General features: G+C 70.8%; 16 protein-coding genes and 1 pseudogene. All 17 read left to right on the forward strand.

Annotation, left to right across the window (positions count from 1 at the left end):
* Positions 1 to 329 precede the first annotated feature (329 nt).
* Positions 330 to 548 (forward strand): 50S ribosomal protein L31, encoded by a 219-nt coding sequence (gene rpmE, locus ACFOWE_RS03875; protein ID WP_377285400.1) that lies wholly within the window; start codon positions 330 to 332, stop codon positions 546 to 548.
* A gap of 115 nt (positions 549 to 663) precedes the next feature.
* Entirely contained in the window at positions 664 to 1,716 is a 1,053-nt protein-coding gene (gene prfA / locus ACFOWE_RS03880) for a peptide chain release factor 1 (RefSeq protein ID WP_377285401.1), read from the forward strand.
* Positions 1,717 to 1,724: 8 nt separating this feature from the next.
* Positions 1,725 to 2,579: a peptide chain release factor N(5)-glutamine methyltransferase gene (gene prmC / locus ACFOWE_RS03885; RefSeq protein WP_377285402.1), complete on the forward strand. Its 855-nt coding sequence runs from the start codon at positions 1,725 to 1,727 to the stop codon at positions 2,577 to 2,579.
* A 33-nt stretch (positions 2,580 to 2,612) separates the two neighbouring features.
* Positions 2,613 to 3,284 carry an L-threonylcarbamoyladenylate synthase gene (locus ACFOWE_RS03890; RefSeq protein ID WP_377285403.1) on the forward strand — a complete coding sequence of 224 codons (672 nt, stop codon included), beginning with the start codon at positions 2,613 to 2,615 and terminating at the stop codon, positions 3,282 to 3,284.
* Positions 3,285 to 3,461: 177 nt separating this feature from the next.
* Positions 3,462 to 5,117 carry a hypothetical protein gene (locus ACFOWE_RS03895; protein ID WP_377285404.1) on the forward strand — a complete coding sequence of 552 codons (1,656 nt, stop codon included), beginning with the start codon at positions 3,462 to 3,464 and terminating at the stop codon, positions 5,115 to 5,117.
* A 47-nt stretch (positions 5,118 to 5,164) separates the two neighbouring features.
* Positions 5,165 to 5,545 carry a hypothetical protein gene (locus tag ACFOWE_RS03900; protein ID WP_377285406.1) on the forward strand — a complete coding sequence of 127 codons (381 nt, stop codon included), beginning with the start codon at positions 5,165 to 5,167 and terminating at the stop codon, positions 5,543 to 5,545.
* Positions 5,546 to 5,779: 234 nt separating this feature from the next.
* Positions 5,780 to 7,039, forward strand: coding sequence for a serine hydroxymethyltransferase (locus ACFOWE_RS03905; protein ID WP_377285408.1), 1,260 nt, complete (start codon positions 5,780 to 5,782; stop codon positions 7,037 to 7,039).
* 63 nt (positions 7,040 to 7,102) lie between these two features.
* Positions 7,103 to 8,605 (forward strand): glycosyltransferase family 4 protein, encoded by a 1,503-nt coding sequence (locus tag ACFOWE_RS03910; protein ID WP_377285409.1) that lies wholly within the window; start codon positions 7,103 to 7,105, stop codon positions 8,603 to 8,605.
* 131 nt (positions 8,606 to 8,736) lie between these two features.
* On the forward strand, positions 8,737 to 9,159 hold the full coding sequence (locus ACFOWE_RS03915) for a hypothetical protein (protein ID WP_377285411.1): 423 nt from the start codon (positions 8,737 to 8,739) through the stop codon (positions 9,157 to 9,159).
* A gap of 72 nt (positions 9,160 to 9,231) precedes the next feature.
* On the forward strand, positions 9,232 to 9,447 hold the full coding sequence (locus tag ACFOWE_RS03920) for an AtpZ/AtpI family protein (protein WP_377285412.1): 216 nt from the start codon (positions 9,232 to 9,234) through the stop codon (positions 9,445 to 9,447).
* A gap of 67 nt (positions 9,448 to 9,514) precedes the next feature.
* Positions 9,515 to 10,306, forward strand: a complete 792-nt coding sequence (gene atpB, locus ACFOWE_RS03925; RefSeq protein WP_377285413.1) for a F0F1 ATP synthase subunit A — start codon at positions 9,515 to 9,517, stop codon at positions 10,304 to 10,306.
* Positions 10,307 to 10,385: 79 nt separating this feature from the next.
* Positions 10,386 to 10,610 carry an ATP synthase F0 subunit C gene (gene atpE / locus ACFOWE_RS03930; protein ID WP_191895839.1) on the forward strand — a complete coding sequence of 75 codons (225 nt, stop codon included), beginning with the start codon at positions 10,386 to 10,388 and terminating at the stop codon, positions 10,608 to 10,610.
* Between the two features lie 30 nt (positions 10,611 to 10,640).
* Positions 10,641 to 11,186 carry a F0F1 ATP synthase subunit B gene (locus ACFOWE_RS03935; protein ID WP_377285415.1) on the forward strand — a complete coding sequence of 182 codons (546 nt, stop codon included), beginning with the start codon at positions 10,641 to 10,643 and terminating at the stop codon, positions 11,184 to 11,186.
* 85 nt (positions 11,187 to 11,271) lie between these two features.
* The gene (locus ACFOWE_RS03940) at positions 11,272 to 12,081 is read left to right on the forward strand and encodes a F0F1 ATP synthase subunit delta (protein ID WP_377285416.1); all 810 of its coding nucleotides are present in this window, start codon (positions 11,272 to 11,274) and stop codon (positions 12,079 to 12,081) included.
* A gap of 23 nt (positions 12,082 to 12,104) precedes the next feature.
* Entirely contained in the window at positions 12,105 to 13,757 is a 1,653-nt protein-coding gene (gene atpA, locus ACFOWE_RS03945; RefSeq protein ID WP_377285418.1) for a F0F1 ATP synthase subunit alpha, read from the forward strand.
* A 3-nt stretch (positions 13,758 to 13,760) separates the two neighbouring features.
* Positions 13,761 to 14,660 (forward strand): F0F1 ATP synthase subunit gamma, encoded by a 900-nt coding sequence (locus ACFOWE_RS03950; protein ID WP_377285419.1) that lies wholly within the window; start codon positions 13,761 to 13,763, stop codon positions 14,658 to 14,660.
* 37 nt (positions 14,661 to 14,697) lie between these two features.
* Positions 14,698 to 15,706 (forward strand): annotated as a pseudogene (gene atpD, locus ACFOWE_RS03955) (F0F1 ATP synthase subunit beta); the annotation flags it as partial.

The raw sequence follows: 15,706 nt of genomic DNA on the forward strand, positions 1-15,706 counted from the left end.
CAGCCCCGCTTCCCGCCGCACGCTCCCGCGCGCCCGCCGTGCCCTCCCGCGTGCCCGCCGCGTGCCCTTCCGTGCCCTTCCGTGTTCTTCCGTGCCCTCCGCGCCGTCCCGGGCGTCCCCGGGCGCCCCGTACGGTCCCTCCGGCCGCATCCCGGCCCGTGCCGGGCGGGGGAATGTCCGGTGGCCTGGGATGGTTGAAGGATCTGGCACACTGGTAGCCGAACCGCAGCGGTTCCGGTTCCCGCCCACTCGCATCACAGGTGGTCACCCCGCGCCCGCGAGGCGGCCCCCGGCGACCCGGCGACCGCGCCTTGGAGAGGACGACAGTCATGAAGCCCGACATCCACCCGGAGTACGTCACCACTCAGGTGAGCTGCACCTGTGGTAACACCTTCACCACCCGCAGCACCGCCAAGAACGGCGTCATCCACGCCGACGTGTGCTCCGCCTGCCACCCGTTCTACACGGGCAAGCAGAAGATCCTGGACACCGGCGGCCGGGTCGCGCGCTTCGAGAAGCGCTTCGGCAAGAAGACCGCGGGCAAGTAGCCCATCTCCCGACGCCGGCCCGGAACCACTCCCGTTCGCGGTGGGTGCGCCCGGGTCGGCGTTCGTGGTGAGAAGGCAGGCCACGCAGGGCTTTTGACGAGAAGAAGGACGTACGGTGAACCTCGACGAGCTGATCAGTGAGTACGCCGAGCTGGAACTCAAGCTCGCCGACCCCACCGTGCACGCCCACCCGACGCAGGCGCGCACGTTCGGCAGGCGCTATTCCGAGCTGACCCCGGTCATCGCGACCTACCGGGAGCTCGAGGGCGTCCGCAGCGACCTGGCCGCCGCGCGGGAGCTGGCCTCGGAGGACGAGGCATTCGCCGAGGAGGCCAAGGAGCTCGAGGCGAGGATCCCCGAGCTGGAGGACAAGCTCCGGCACCTGCTCATCCCGCGCGATCCCAACGATGACAAGGACATCATCATGGAGATCAAGGCGGGCGAGGGCGGCGAGGAGTCGGCGCTGTTCGCCGGCGACCTGCTCCGGATGTACCTCCGCTACGCCGAGCGGATCGGCTGGAAGACCGAGATCATCGACGCCACCCCCTCCGACCTGGGCGGCTACAAGGACGTCACGGTCGCGGTGAAGGCCAGGGGCGACGACGGCGTCTGGTCGAGGCTCAAGTTCGAAGGCGGCGTGCACCGCGTCCAGCGCGTGCCGGTCACCGAGTCGCAGGGCCGCATCCACACCAGCGCGGCGGGCGTCCTGGTCTATCCGGAGGCCGAGGAGGTCGACGTCCAAATCGACCCGAACGACCTGCGCATCGACGTCTACCGCTCCAGCGGCCCCGGCGGCCAGAGCGTCAACACCACCGACTCGGCGGTGCGCATCACCCACCTGCCGACCGGAGTGGTCGTCTCCTGCCAGAACGAGAAGAGCCAGCTCCAGAACAAGGAGTCGGCCATGCGCATCCTGCGGGCGCGCCTGCAGGCCCTGGCGGAGGAGGAGGCCAACGCCGCCGCGATGGCCGAGCGCAAGTCCCAGATCCGCACGGTCGACCGCTCCGAGCGCATCCGCACCTACAACTTCCCGGAGAACCGCATCTCCGACCACCGCACCGGGTTCAAGGCCTACAACCTCGACCAGGTGCTGGACGGGGACCTGTCGGCCGTCATCCAGTCCCTGCTCGACGCCGAGATGGCGGAGAAGCTCGCCGCCCACGCCTGAAACCTGCCATGACCTTCCTGCTGGACGAGATCGCCCTCGCCACCGCCCGGCTCGCCGAGGCAGGTGTGCCGTCGCCGCGCACCGACGCCGAGGAGATCGCCGCCCACGTCCACGGCGTGCGCCGCAGCGAGCTGCACACCGTGGCCGACGCGGACTTCGACGCGCTCTTCTGGGAGGGCATCGCCCGGCGCGAGGCACGCGAGCCGCTCCAGCACATCACCGGGCGGGCCTACTTCCGCTATCTGTCGCTGGAGGTCGGCCCGGGCGTCTTCGTGCCCCGGCCGGAGACCGAGGTGATGACCGGCTGGGCCATCGAGCGGCTCCGCGAGATGGACGTCGCGGCCCCCGTCGTCGTGGACCTCGGCACCGGCTCCGGCGCGATCGCGCTCTCCATCGCCCAGGAGGTCGCGCTGGCCACGGTCCACGCGGTCGAGGTCGACCCCGACGCCTACCGGTGGGCCAAGCGCAACATCCTGGAGCAGGGCCAGGGCCGCGTGCACCTGCACCCCGAGGACCTCGCCGACGCGCTGCCCGAGCTCGCCGGGCAGGTGGACCTGGTCATCTCCAACCCGCCCTACATCCCGCCGGGCGCGGTCCCCCGCGACCCCGAGGTGCGCGACTACGACCCGCACCGCGCGCTGTACGGCTCGGGCAGCGACGGCCTCGACGAGGTCAGGGCCGTGGAGCGGACCGCGCGCCGGCTGCTCCGCCCGGGCGGTTTCCTCGCCGTGGAGCACGCCGACGAGCAGGGCACCCCGGTCTTCCTGATCTTCTCCGAGGAGAACGGCTGGCGCGACGTGCGCAACCGTCAGGACCTCACCCGCAGGGACCGCTTCGTCACCGCACGTTTCGGCCAGGAATAGACCAGGAACAGGCCAGGAATAGGATGGACCGCCGTGAGCAGACGCTACGACTGCGCTGACGCAGAGCAGAGAGCCGCGGGTCTGACCGACGCGGCGTCGGCCGTGCGGCGGGGCGAGCTGGTGGTGGTCCCCACGGACACCGTCTACGGCATCGGAGCGGACGCCTTCACTCCGTCCGCGGTGAACCTCCTGCTCGAGGCCAAGGGTCGCGGCCGGGACATGCCGGTGCCCGTGCTCGTCGGCACCGTGCGTGCGGCGAACGCGCTGGTGGAGAACCTCGGACCGTACGGTCAGGACCTCGCCGACTCGTTCTGGCCGGGTCCCCTCACCCTGATCTGCCGGGTGAACCGGTCGCTCTCGTGGGACCTGGGGGAGACCAAGGGCACCGTCGCCCTGCGCATGCCGCTGCACGCGGTCGCCCTCGAACTGCTCAAGGACACCGGCCCGATGGCCGTCTCCAGCGCCAACCGCTCCGGCTCCCCGGCCGCGACCACGGCGGAGGACGCCGAGAAGCAGCTCGGCGAGGCGGTCTCGGTCTATCTCGACTCCGGTCCCTGCGCGGACCCGGTGCCGTCCACGATCCTCGACCTGACCACGGCCGTGCCCCGGCTGCTGCGCCGCGGCGCCGTACCGGTGGAGAAGCTGCGCGAGGTGATCGGCTACGTGGCGACCGACGCGGACCCCGAGCCCGGCTCCGGAGCCTGACCGCCGCGGCCGGGTCTTTCAGGACCGGCTCATGACCCGGGTCCGGGCCGTGCTCCGGCGCGGCGGGCGGATCCGGCGGGAATGCCGCCGGTGATCGATACCGGCTGGTTATCACCGTGACGCGGGAGCGTCTCCCCGGTACCGTGAATTCGGCTGCCGACTCCCCGGGAGACGCCCATGGGCAAGTTCGACGGAATGGACCCCGAGCTGGTCCGAGGTCTGCTGGCAGAGGTGAAGCAGGCCGCCGAGCGGATGCGGACGATCGAGGGCCGGGTCACCCGGCTGATGAGCGCGGCCGGACTGTCCTCGCAGTCCGCGCACCGTCCCGTCCGGATCGCCGACGAGTGCGACACGATGGTCAAAGACGTCTCCGCCCGGGTGGCCCTGCTGGAGAAGAAGATCGAGCAGAACGGGAAGCCCGGCCCGGGATCCGAGGCTGCCGACCCGAAGGCGGGGACGCCGGCGCAGGAGGCGCCGAAGGCGGCGGAGAAGGACGGCGCGAAGACCGATGCCCCGAAGGGGGACACCCCCGAGGGCGAGGACCGGAAGGGGGAGACGTCCAAGCCGGACGCTCCGAAGGCGGAGGACCGGAAGCCGGACGCTCCTAAGGATGGTGATCGGAAGCCGGACGCTCCGAGGGAGGAGACGCCCAAGGCGGAGGACCGGAAGCCGGACGCTCCGAGGGAGGAGGACCGGAGACCGGACGCTCAGAGGAGCGAGACGCCCCGGGCCGGAGACCTGCGGCCCGCCGTACCGGACAGCGGCGCCGCCGGGGACGGGACCGGGCGGGGGACGGGGCCCGAGAGCGGGGCGGGATCCGGCGAGACGAAACCGGAGAGCGGTTCCAAGGGGGACGACAGGTCGCCCCGGGCCGAGGAGAGCGGCCGGGACGCGCCGAGGACGGAGCAGGACTCCACACCCGACCGCAAGCCGGAGACCGACGCCAAGGGGGACGAGCGCTCGCCCCGGGCCGACGGCGGCACCCCGGACGGCGGCACCCCGGACGGCGGCGCGCCGGGCGGGAACGGGGCCGCGGAGCCGGTTCCGGACACGCCGGCGAAGGACCACCCCGACGACGTCGACCAGGGCGGCGAGCGCAGGCCGCAGGTCGTCGAGGTGGACGGGGTGAAGGTGCTGCAGATCCCGCTCGATCCGCCCGCCGCCGAGCAGCTCGAGGAGCTGCTGGAGAACATCGAGGACGTCCCGCCGGCGGACATGCCGTCCGTCGACGGCGTGTCCTACACCGAGGACACGCGTCCCGGCCAGGTCGAGCCCCACGAGCCGCTGCCGTCCGCCAAACCCGACGTGCCGCTCCTCGACACCGCCGAGCCCGCCGAGGGCCAGACCGTGCAGCCGCCGGGCACGGGTGGAGAGACGGAGCAGAGGACCGCCGCCACGCCGGACGGCTCCGGCGGCTCCACCGGAGAGTCCGGCGGGTCGGCGAAGCCCGGCGGTTCCACCGGATCCGGGGAGTCCGGGAGGGCGGACGGCTCCGGAACGGCGGATGACTCCACGCGCTCCGGAGAGTCCGGAGGGAGCGGGGAGCCCGCGCAGCGGCGGCCGGCCGGGGACGAGGGGGTCTCGGTCCAGGTCGAGGGGGACGTGATCTCGGTCCGGGTCGAGCTGCCCGATCTGGAGGCGATCAGGACGCTCGCCGAGAACGCGCGCGCCGTCGAGCCGCTCGAGATGCCGGGCGTGCAGGTACCCGAGGGCGAGGCGTGGGGCGAGGGAGCCTGGCGGCCGATGGACGTCGGCCCGGACGGTCCGGCGGGCGAGCTGGACCCGCAGGACCCGCGCAGGCCCATCCCCCCGCCGGGCGGGTCGTCGGTGTGACCAGGCCGGGAGTCCTCGTGGAGATCCGCTCGTAAGGAGGCGTCGACATGTACGCAGACCCGCCCGCCCCGGTGCCGCTCCAGCCGGGGGAGACCCCGCCGACGGCGGGCGGTCCCGGCCTGCCCACCCCGGACACCGCCACGGCCTGGGAGTTCAACCCCGAGTACCAGCGCCTGGTGGCGCTGTGGAACGAGGTGATGCCCCAGCTGGAGGCGTTGACCGCCTCGCTCGACAAGGCCTACCAAATGGCCAGGAGCCGTGACGTCTGGGACGCCCCGGTCGGTGAGCGCTACGTCAAGGACGTGGCGGAGTGGCGGACCCGCCTCGCCCAGTACCGCCAGGCGGTGCTCACCTCGATCAGCGACCAGGCCGCCGACACGCCCCGCTGGGTGCCGGTCAACGCCGGGGCCCCGCACGCCTTCTCCTGAGGTTCTCCCTCCTGAAAGCCCTCCTGACGTGGGAAAACGGGGGCCTCCGGCTTAGAGTGGAGAGAACCGCCGTCTTCCCGGCCGGGCGCACACCCCACGCGGGACGCTTCGCAGCGGTCCTGCCCGGGAAGGGGACGGAAAAGCACGGCGACCTGGTGGCGGCGCGCGGCGCCGCGGCCGGGGCGGGGAGAGCCGCCGGTCGCCCGCGCCCGAGCCGCTGAACGGAGTGAGGCGATGAGCTCTGTGCCCTACTACGGCCCCGACTACGGTCTTCTGCTCAGGCAGGATCCGGAGATGGCGGAGGTCCTCATCGGGGAGCTGGAGCGGCTCCGCGGCGGCCTGCAGCTCATCGCGAGCGAGAACCTCGCCTCGCCCGCCGTCCTGGCCGCGCTCGGCTCCACCCTCACCAACAAGTACGCCGAGGGCTACCCGGGCCGGCGCTACTACGGCGGCTGCGAGGTCGTCGACCGGGCCGAGCAGCTCGCGATCGACCGGGCCAGGCGGCTGTTCGGCGCCGAGCACGTCAATGTGCAGCCGCACTCGGGTACCTCGGCGAATCTCGCGGCCTACGCCGCGCTGCTGCAGCCAGGCGACGTCGTGCTGGCGATGGCGCTGCCGCACGGCGGGCACCTCACCCACGGCTCGCGCGTCAACTTCTCCGGCCGGTGGTTCGACGTCGTGGCGTACGGCGTGCGCCGCGACACCGAGATGATCGACTACGACGAGGTCAGGGAGCTGGCGCTCCGGCACCGGCCGAAGATGATCATCTGTGGGGCCACGTCCTATCCGCGGACGATCGACTTCGCCGCCTTCCGGGGCATCGCGGACGAGGCGGGCGCCTGGCTGCTGGCCGACGTCGCGCACACCATCGGGCTGATGGCAGGAGGGGCCGTGCCGTCGGCCGTGCCCCACGCCGACGTGGTCACCTTCACCACGCACAAGGCGCTGCGCGGCCCGAGGGGCGGGGGGATCATGTGCACGGCCGAGCTGGCCGCCCGGATCGACCGGGCGGTGTTCCCGTTCAGCCAGGGCGGCCCGCTCATGCACGCGGTGGCGGCCAAGGCGGTGGCCTTCGGGGAGGCGCTCCGGCCGGAGTTCGCCGAGTACGCGCGGCGGGTGGTGGAGAACGCGCGGGTGCTGGCGGACGCGCTGGCGGCCGAGGGCATGCGGCCGGTCTCCGGCGGCACGGACAACCATCTGGCCCTGGTGGACCTGCGGGGCTTCGCCCCCTCGGGCGCGGTGGCCGAGCAGCGGTGCGCGGACGCCGGCATCACGCTGAACCGCAACGCCATCCCCTACGATCCGGAGCCGCCCACCGTGACGTCCGGGATCCGGATCGGGACGCCGTGCGTGACCACGCAGGGCATGGGGGCGCAGGAGATGAAGGAGGTGGCCGCGCTGGTGGCCGGGGCCGTCCGGGCGCCCGACGCGGCGGGAGAGATCCGGGCGGGGGTGCGGGAGCTGACCGCCGCGTATCCGGCATATCCCAGCTAATTATGAGTCGTTCTGTGCCGTTTTCCGGTCACAAGCGGCCAGGAGATCCGGGAAACTAGGTCCGTGCGCGAATATCTCCTGATGGCGTTGGTGGCGGCCGCGGTGACCTACCTGCTGGTCCCGCTGGTCCGCGTGTTCGCCATCCGCATCGGTGCGATGCCCGAGGTCCGCGACCGGGACGTGCACACCACCCCGACGCCCAGGCTCGGCGGCCTGGCCATGTACGGCGGGCTGGTGGCGGGCCTCCTGGTGGCGGGCAGCCTGCCGTACGCCGGGAGCAAGCTGGCGGACGGGAAGATCGTCATCGCGCTGATCCTGTCCGGCGGGCTCATCACGCTGACCGGCTTCCTGGACGACTGGTGGGGGATGGACGCCTTCGTCAAGCTCGCCGGGCAGATCGGGGCGGCCGGGGTGCTGGTCGCCTTCGGCGTGAGCCTGCCGTGGCTGCCGCTGCCCTCCAGCATGGGCGGCGCCTACTCCCTCGACTCCACCACGCTGGGCCCGCTGGTCACGATCATGATCGTGGTCGTGATGATCAACGCGGTCAACTTCGTGGACGGCCTGGACGGGCTCGCGGCCGGGATCGTCGGCATCGCGGCCATGGCGACGTGGCTCTACTCCATCGTCCTGTCCACGGACTACGGCAACACCAGCATCAACGTCACGGCGGCGGTCGCCTCGGTGCTCATCGGGATGTGCGCGGGCTTCCTGCCGCACAACTTCCACCCCGCGAAGATCTTCATGGGCGACACCGGCGCGATGCTGATCGGCCTGGTCCTGGCCTCCACGATGATCACCATCACGTCGATCGACCCCGACAGCATCGAGTCCATCAACCGCTTCCCGGTCGTGCTCCCGCTGCTGGTCCCGGTGGCGATCCTGGTGCTGCCGCTGCTCGACCTGACCATGGCGGTGATCCGGCGCACCTCCAACGGGCTCTCGCCGTTCGCGCCCGACCGCGGTCACCTGCACCACCGCCTGCTGGACATCGGCCACTCGCACCGCCGCAGCGTCCTGATCATGTACGCCTGGACGTTCCTGTTCGCCTTCACGGTCGTGGGGATGTCCGTCGAGGGCGTGCCGCTCGTCCTGTTCCCGCTGATCTCCCTGCTCGCCGTGGTCGGGCTGGCGGCGGTGGCCATGCCGCGCTGGCGCGCGCGCCGCGGCGGCGGGGGCGCGCACGCGGCGGGGCGCCGGCCGCGCCCGGACGCCGGGCCCGCGCGCGGCGAGGCCGCGTCTCCCACCGCGTCTCCCGCAGCGTCTCCCATCGGGTCCCCCGCAGTGCCTCCCGCTGTGCCCCCCGGCACGGCCCCTCCGGCTCCGCAGGCCCCGCCGCGCGACCCGTTCTCGCCGGCCACCCCGCGCACGCCGTTCCCTCCCGCCGCCGCTCCGGCGCCCCGGCAGACTCCGCCCGCCGCGCCGCGCAACCCGTTCCCGCCGGCGTCGGCCGCGGACGGCGACGGCACCGCGACGCTCTCGGTCGTCCCCGACCTGCCGTTCGGCGCTCCGGGACAGGTCTTCCCGAATCCTGAGACGCTGCGCGGGACACCCGCCGGAAACCCCTAGATCGTTTTCTTGAAACGGCAGGTAAAGGCGGACTTCCAGGAGCTTGTGATAGCTTTCACTAGCAGGTGCTCGACACCCTGAGACCTGTTAGGTAGCAATCGCTCGCTTGATTCCAGTCACCGGGAGTGCCGATGCAGGCCAATGACGTGCGCGTCCTGAAGGGGGCCGCGATTCCCGCCGCGGCGGCTGGCGCGGTGGCCACCGCCGTCGCCGCCGTGCCGGCGGGCGTCCCGGGGGCCCTGGGCGCCGCGATCGGCCTCGCGGTGGTCGCGGTCTTCTTCACCGTCGGCCTGGTCGCGGTCTCCTACGCCAGCCGGGTGTCGCCCGCCGTGATGATGGTCACCGCCGTCACCACCTACGCGGTGAAGGTCCTGGTGATCATGGCGATGCTGAAGGCCTTCGAGGACGCCACGGCGTTCGAGCCGGTCGCCTTCGGCTGGTCCGCCATCGTCTGCACCGTCGTCTGGACGGCCGGCGAGATGCGGGGCTTCGTCAAGACGAAGATGCTCTACGTCGACCCGGGCGCCCCGTCCCCCGGGCAGGGTGATCGCTGATGCGGCGTATCATGGCCACGGCGGGGCCCGATATGACTAGCCAATCTCGTGACTGCTATTGTCATGCCCGCGATGAGCGAAAAAGAGCGCAGGCCGGAGGACGACGGCCGCGACTTCGCCAACGCCGCCTGGTCGGTTCCCAGTTACATCCTCTCCGGGATCATTCTGTACGGCGGCGGTGGCTGGTTGCTGAGCCGTTGGACCGGTGTGGCGGTTTTCACTCCGATCGGAGTGATCATCGGTGCCGTTCTCGCCATCTACCTGGTCTACCGGAAGCACGGTCGCTGACCTCGCACGGCGGTCGCCTCGCGGAGGAAGCAGTCTTGATCCATTACCACGTTGAAGGGAACGCCGCGTGAAGGCGCTGACGGTCCTCGCCGCTCCTGAGGAGTTCAAGGCCCCGGGGCTCGAGCTGTTCGAACTCCCGCCGATCATCTCCGGCGTTACCTGGTTCACCAAGCCGGTCCTGCTCGCGCTGCTGAGCTCGCTCGTGGTCGTGATCTTCTGCTGGTCGGCGTTCTCCAAGCCGAAGCTGGTGCCCCGGGGCGTCCAGAACGTCGCCGAGTACGGCTACATGTTCGTCCGCGACCAGGTCGCCCGCCCCTTCCTGGGCAAGGACACCGACCGCTGGATGGGCCTGCTGCTCAGCATCTTCTTCCTGGTATGGGTCTGGAACGTGATCGGCGTCGTGCCGTTCCTGCAGTTCCCGGTGGCCTCGCACATCGCCTTCCCGATCGTGCTCGCCGCGACGGTCTACCTGATCAAGATCGTCGTGGGCATGAAGCACCAGGGGCCGCTCGGCTACTTCAAGAACATGATGTTCCCGCCCGGCCTGCCCAAGGGCATCTACGTCCTGCTGGCGCCGATCGAGTTCCTCTCGAACATGATCGTGGCGCCCTTCACCCACGCGGTGCGACTGTTCGCCAACATGTTCGCCGGCCACATCATCCTCGCCTTCTTCAGCGCGGTCGGCTTCTGGTTCCTCTTCGAGCAGCTCACCCCGCTCGGCGCGCCGGTCGGCGTCGTCGCCGTCGTCATGACGATCGCGATGACCGCGCTGGAGCTCTTCATCCAGTTCCTGCAGGCCTTCCTGTTCGCGCTGCTCGCCGCGATGTACATCGGCAGCTCCCTGCACGCCGAGCACTGAGACGCACCACAGACTCTTCTCCCTCCAGTCCAGACCGGTGGAATCCCGTTCACCGGCCGTCCCGAAAAGGAAACAGAAAATGGGCATCCTCGCTGAGGTCTCCGGCAACATCGGCTCCATCGGCTACGGTCTCGCCACCCTCGGCCCCGGCATCGGCGTCGGTCTCATCTTCGGCAACGGTCTGCAGGCCATCGCCCGCCAGCCCGAGGCCTACGGCCTGATCCGCCAGAACATGCTCCTCGGCTTCGTTCTCGTCGAGGCGCTCGCCCTGATCGGTCTGGTCGCGCCGTTCATCTACGGCTGACCGAAAAACCTCTGACGGAAGGCTGCATCGATGACAATCGCAGCTAATCTCCTGGCGGCGGAGGAGAGCAGTCCTCTCATGCCGCACGTGTACGAGCTGGTCGTCGGCGGCTTCGCGTTCCTCTTCGTCGTCCTCGTCGTCGGCAAGATCCTCACCCCGCGCATCCAGCAGACGCTGAACGAGCGGACCGAGGCGATCGAGGGCGGGATCCAGAAGGCCCAGGACGCACAGGCCGAGGCCCAGGCGCTGCTCGCGCAGTACAAGGAGCAGCTCGCCGAGGCGCGGCACGAGGCGTCCCGCCTGCGCGAGGAGGCTCGCGAGCAGGGCGCGCAGATCAAGGCCGAGCTCCGCGAGGAGGCGCAGGCCGAGGCCCGCCGCCTCGTCGAGGCGGCGCACGCCCAGATCGAGGCCGACCGCCAGCAGGCGTTCGCCCAGCTCCGCGCCGAGCTCGGTCGCCTGTCGATCGAGCTGGCGGGCCGCATCGTCGGTGAGTCCCTCGAGGACGAGGCGCGCCAGCGCCGCACCGTCGACCGGTTCCTGGAGGAGCTCGAGTCGAGCAACGCGGCGGTCCGCTGATGATGGAGCGAACCCGACGCAGTGAGTGGAGCGGCTCGCGAGGAACGAGCGGGCCGCGCAGCGAACGAGGAGCGGTGAGGGACTGATGAGGGGCCTCAGCAGGACCGCGCTGGCCGAGGTCGAGGAGCGCTTCAACGCCGTGGCGGGAAGCGCCGACCTCGGCGCGCTGGCCGACGAGCTCTTCGCGGTCGCCGACCTGCTCGACCGTGAGCACGGGCTCCGCCGCACCCTGTCCGACGCCGCCCGCCCGGTGGAGCAGAAGGCCCAGATCATCCGGGTCCTGCTGGAGGGCAAGGTCGGCGCCGCCGCACTGGAGACGGCCGTCGCGGCCGTCTCCGCCAAGTGGGCACGCCCCGGTGACCTGGCCGACGCGCTGGAGCGCCTCGGCGTGGTCGCCGCCTCGGCGGAGGCCGAGGCGCAGGGCAGGCTCGACGACGTCGAGGACGAGCTGTTCCGGTTCGGGCGCATCGTCGCCTCGAACCTCGACCTGCGCCGCGCGCTGGCCGACCAGGCCGTGCCCGCGGAGGCCAGGCGGGGTCTGCTCGACTCGCTCCTGGGCGGCAGGGCCGCTCCCTCCACCGTCCGCCTGGTGGCCCAGATCGTGGCGCATCCGCGAGGACGTAGCCTGGAGGGTGGGCTGGAGGAGTTCGGCCGGCTGGTCGCCGCGCAGCGGCAGCGCCTCGTCGCTGTGGTGCGCAGCGCCGTCGCGTTCTCCGAGGAGCAGAAGCGGCGTCTGGCCTCGTGGCTGCGCGCCTCCTACGGCCGCGACGTTCACCTGAACGTCGAGGTGGATCCGCAGGTGGTCGGAGGGTTCTCGGTGCGCATCGGGGACGACCTCATCGACACCACCATCGCGGGACGAATCGAAGAAGTCCGCCGCCGGTTGGCCGGCTAGGCGAATAGGGAGACAGAAGAGAGATGGCGGAGCTTACGATCCGGCCGGACGAGATCCGGGACGCGCTTGAGCGCTTCGTCCAGGCGTACGAGCCGGAAGGCGCCGCGCGCGAGGAGATCGGGACCGTCGTCGACTGCGGCGACGGCATCGCCCATGTCTCCGGCCTTCCCTCGGCGATGGCGAACGAGCTGCTCGAGTTCGAGGACGGCACGCGTGGTCTGGCACTGAACCTGGACACCCGGGAGATCGGTGCCGTTATCCTGGGCGACTTCAGCAAGATCGAGGAGGGCCAGTCGGTCCGCCGCACGGGCGAGATCCTGTCCGTGCCGGTCGGCGACGCCTTCCTCGGCCGCGTGGTGGACCCGCTGGGCAACCCGCTGGACGGCAAGGGCGCCATCGAGTCCGAGGCGCTGCGCGCCCTCGAGCTCCAGGCCCCCTCGGTCGTGCAGCGCCAGCCGGTGAAGGAGCCGCTGGCCACCGGCATCAAGGCGATCGACGCCATGACCGCGATCGGCCGGGGCCAGCGCCAGCTGATCATCGGTGACCGCGGCACCGGCAAGACCGCCATCGCCGTGGACACGATCCTCAACCAGCGGGAGAACTGGCTCTCCGGCGACCCGTCCAAGCAGGTGCGCTGCGTCTACGTCGCGGTCGGCCAGAAGGGCTCGACGATCGCCCAGGTCCGCGGCCGCCTCGAGGAGGCGGGCGCGATGGAGTACACCACCATCGTCGCCGCCCCGGCCTCCGACCCGGCCGGCTTCAAGTACCTGGCGCCCTACACCGGCTCGGCCATCGGCCAGCACTGGATGTACCAGGGCAAGCACGTCCTCATCGTCTTCGACGACCTGACCAAGCAGGCCGACGCCTACCGCGCCGTCTCCCTGCTGCTGCGTCGCCCGCCGGGCCGCGAGGCCTACCCCGGCGACGTCTTCTACCTGCACTCGCGTCTGCTGGAGCGCTGCGCCAAGCTCTCCGACGAGATGGGCGGCGGCTCGATGACCGCTCTGCCGATCATCGAGACCAAGGGCAACGACGTCTCGGCGTTCATCCCGACCAACGTCATCTCCATCACCGACGGCCAGGTCTTCCTCGAGACCGACCTGTTCAACGCCGGTGTGCGCCCGGCGATCAACGTCGGTATCTCCGTCTCCCGAGTCGGCGGTTCGGCGCAGACCAAGGCGATGAAGTCGGTCGCCGGCACGCTCCGCCTCTCTCTGTCGCAGTACCGCGACCTGGAGGCCTTCGCGGCCTTCGCCTCCGACCTGGACGCGGCCTCCAAGGCCCAGCTGGAGCGCGGCCAGCGCCTGGTCGAGCTGCTCAAGCAGCCGCAGTACAGCCCCTTCTCGCTGGAGCGGGAGGTCGTCTCGATCTGGGCCGGCACCACCGGCGAGCTCGACGACGTCCCGGTCGAGGACATCCGCCGCTTCGAGGCGGAGTTCCTGGACTACCTGGGCCGCGACCACAAGGGCGTCTACGACGCCATCCGCGAGACCAAGCAGCTCTCGGACGACACGATCACGTCCCTGAAGGACGCGATCACCCAGTTCAAGAAGGGCTTCGAGACCTCCGCGGGTGAGCTGCTGGTCAACGAGGAGCCGGTCGCGGCGCTCGGCGCCGACCAGGTCGGCCAGGAGAAGATCACCAAGCACGTCACCCGCGCGGACGAGAAGAAGTAGCCGATGGGTGCCCAGCTAAGACTGCTGCGGCGGCGGATCAAGTCGGTCAAATCCACGGCGAAGATCACGCGAGCCCAGGAGCTCATCGCGTCGTCGCGCATCGTGAAGGCGCAGCAGCGGATGCAGGCGGCCGTGCCGTACGAGCGGGAGATCACCCGCGCCGTCACGGGCGTCGTCAGCAACACCACCAGCGTCGAGCACCCGCTGACCACGGCGAAGGAGCAGCCCCGCAGGGCGGCCGTGCTCATCGTCACCAGCGACCGCGGGTTCTGCGGCGGCTTCAACGCCAACATCCTGCGTGAGGCCGAGGCCCTGGCCGGCCTGCTGCGGGGCAGGGGCATCGAGCCCGTGCCCTACGTGGTGGGCCGCAAGGGCATCACCTGGCACAGCTTCCGGAGCCGGGAGATGGCCGGGCAGTGGGGCGGGTTCTCCGACAACCCCTCCTACGGCAACGCCAAGGAGATCGCGGACGCGGTCATCTCGGCCTTCTCGGCCGAGGACGGGGTGGACGAGATCCACGTCGTGTCGACCGAGTTCGTCTCCATGCTGACGCAGGAGGTCGTGGTCAAGCGGATCCTGCCGCTGGCGGTCGTGGAGACCACCGAGAAGCCGGAGACGCCGCTGCCGTACTTCGAGTTCGAGCCGGACGCGGGCGCGGTGCTGGACTCGCTGCTCCCGCGGTACGTGGAGTCGCGCATCTTCAGCACGCTGCTCCAGTCCGCGGCCTCCGAGCACGCCGCCCGCCGGCGGGCCATGAAGTCGGCGACCGACAACGCCAACGAGCTCATCCGGGTGTTCACCCAGCAGATGAACCAGGCTCGCCAGGCCGAGATCACCCAGGAAATCAGCGAGATCGTCGGTGGCGCCAACGCGCTCGCTGACGCCGCAGCGGGGAAAGAGTGAAATGACTGCAGAGACTGTGGAGAACGTCGTGACCGGTGTGGGCCGCGTCGCCCGAGTCACCGGTCCCGTCGTCGACGTGGAGTTCCCCGTCGAGGCGATGCCCGACATCTACAACGCCCTCAACGTCGACGTCACCATCGGCGGAGAGGTCAAGACCCTGACCATGGAGGTCGCCCAGCACCTGGGTGACAACCTGGTCCGGGCCATCTCGATGCAGCCCACCGACGGCCTGGTCCGCGGTGCGGCGGTCACCGACTCCGGCGCGCCGATCTCGGTGCCGGTCGGCGACGTCGTCAAGGGCCACGTGTGGAACGCGCTCGGCGAGTCCCTGGACGTGCCGACCGCCTCCCTGAAGGTCACCGAGAAGTGGGGCATCCACCGCTCCGCCCCGGCCTTCGACCAGCTCGAGTCGCGCACCGAGATGCTGCCCACCGGCATCAAGGTCATCGACCTGCTCACGCCGTACGTGAAGGGCGGCAAGATCGGTCTGTTCGGCGGCGCGGGCGTCGGCAAGACCGTTCTGATCCAGGAGATGATCCGCCGCGTCGCGCTGAAGTTCTCGGGCACCTCGTGCTTCGCGGGCGTCGGCGAGCGCACCCGTGAGGGCAACGACCTGTGGCTGGAGATGGAGGAGGCGGGCGTCCTCAAGGACACCGCGCTCGTCTTCGGCCAGATGGACGAGCCGCCGGGCACCCGTCTGCGCGTCGCGCTGTCCGCGCTGACCATGGCGGAGTACTTCCGCGACGTGCAGAAGCAAGACGTGCTGCTCTTCATCGACAACATCTTCCGGTTCACCCAGGCCGGCTCCGAGGTCTCCACCCTGCTCGGCCGCATGCCGTCCGCGGTGGGTTACCAGCCGACCCTGGCCGACGAGATGGGCGTCCTGCAGGAGCGCATCACCTCCACCCGCGGTCACTCGATCACCTCGATGCAGGCGATCTACGTCCCCGCGGACGACATCACCGACCCGGCCCCGCACAACGCGTTCGCGCACCTCGACGCGCAGACCGTTCTGTCCCGGCCGATCTCGGAGAAGGGCATCTACC

It is taken from the genome of Planomonospora corallina (genome assembly GCF_042650625.1).
GTDB classification, from domain to species: Bacteria; Actinomycetota; Actinomycetes; order Streptosporangiales; family Streptosporangiaceae; genus Planomonospora_B; species Planomonospora_B corallina.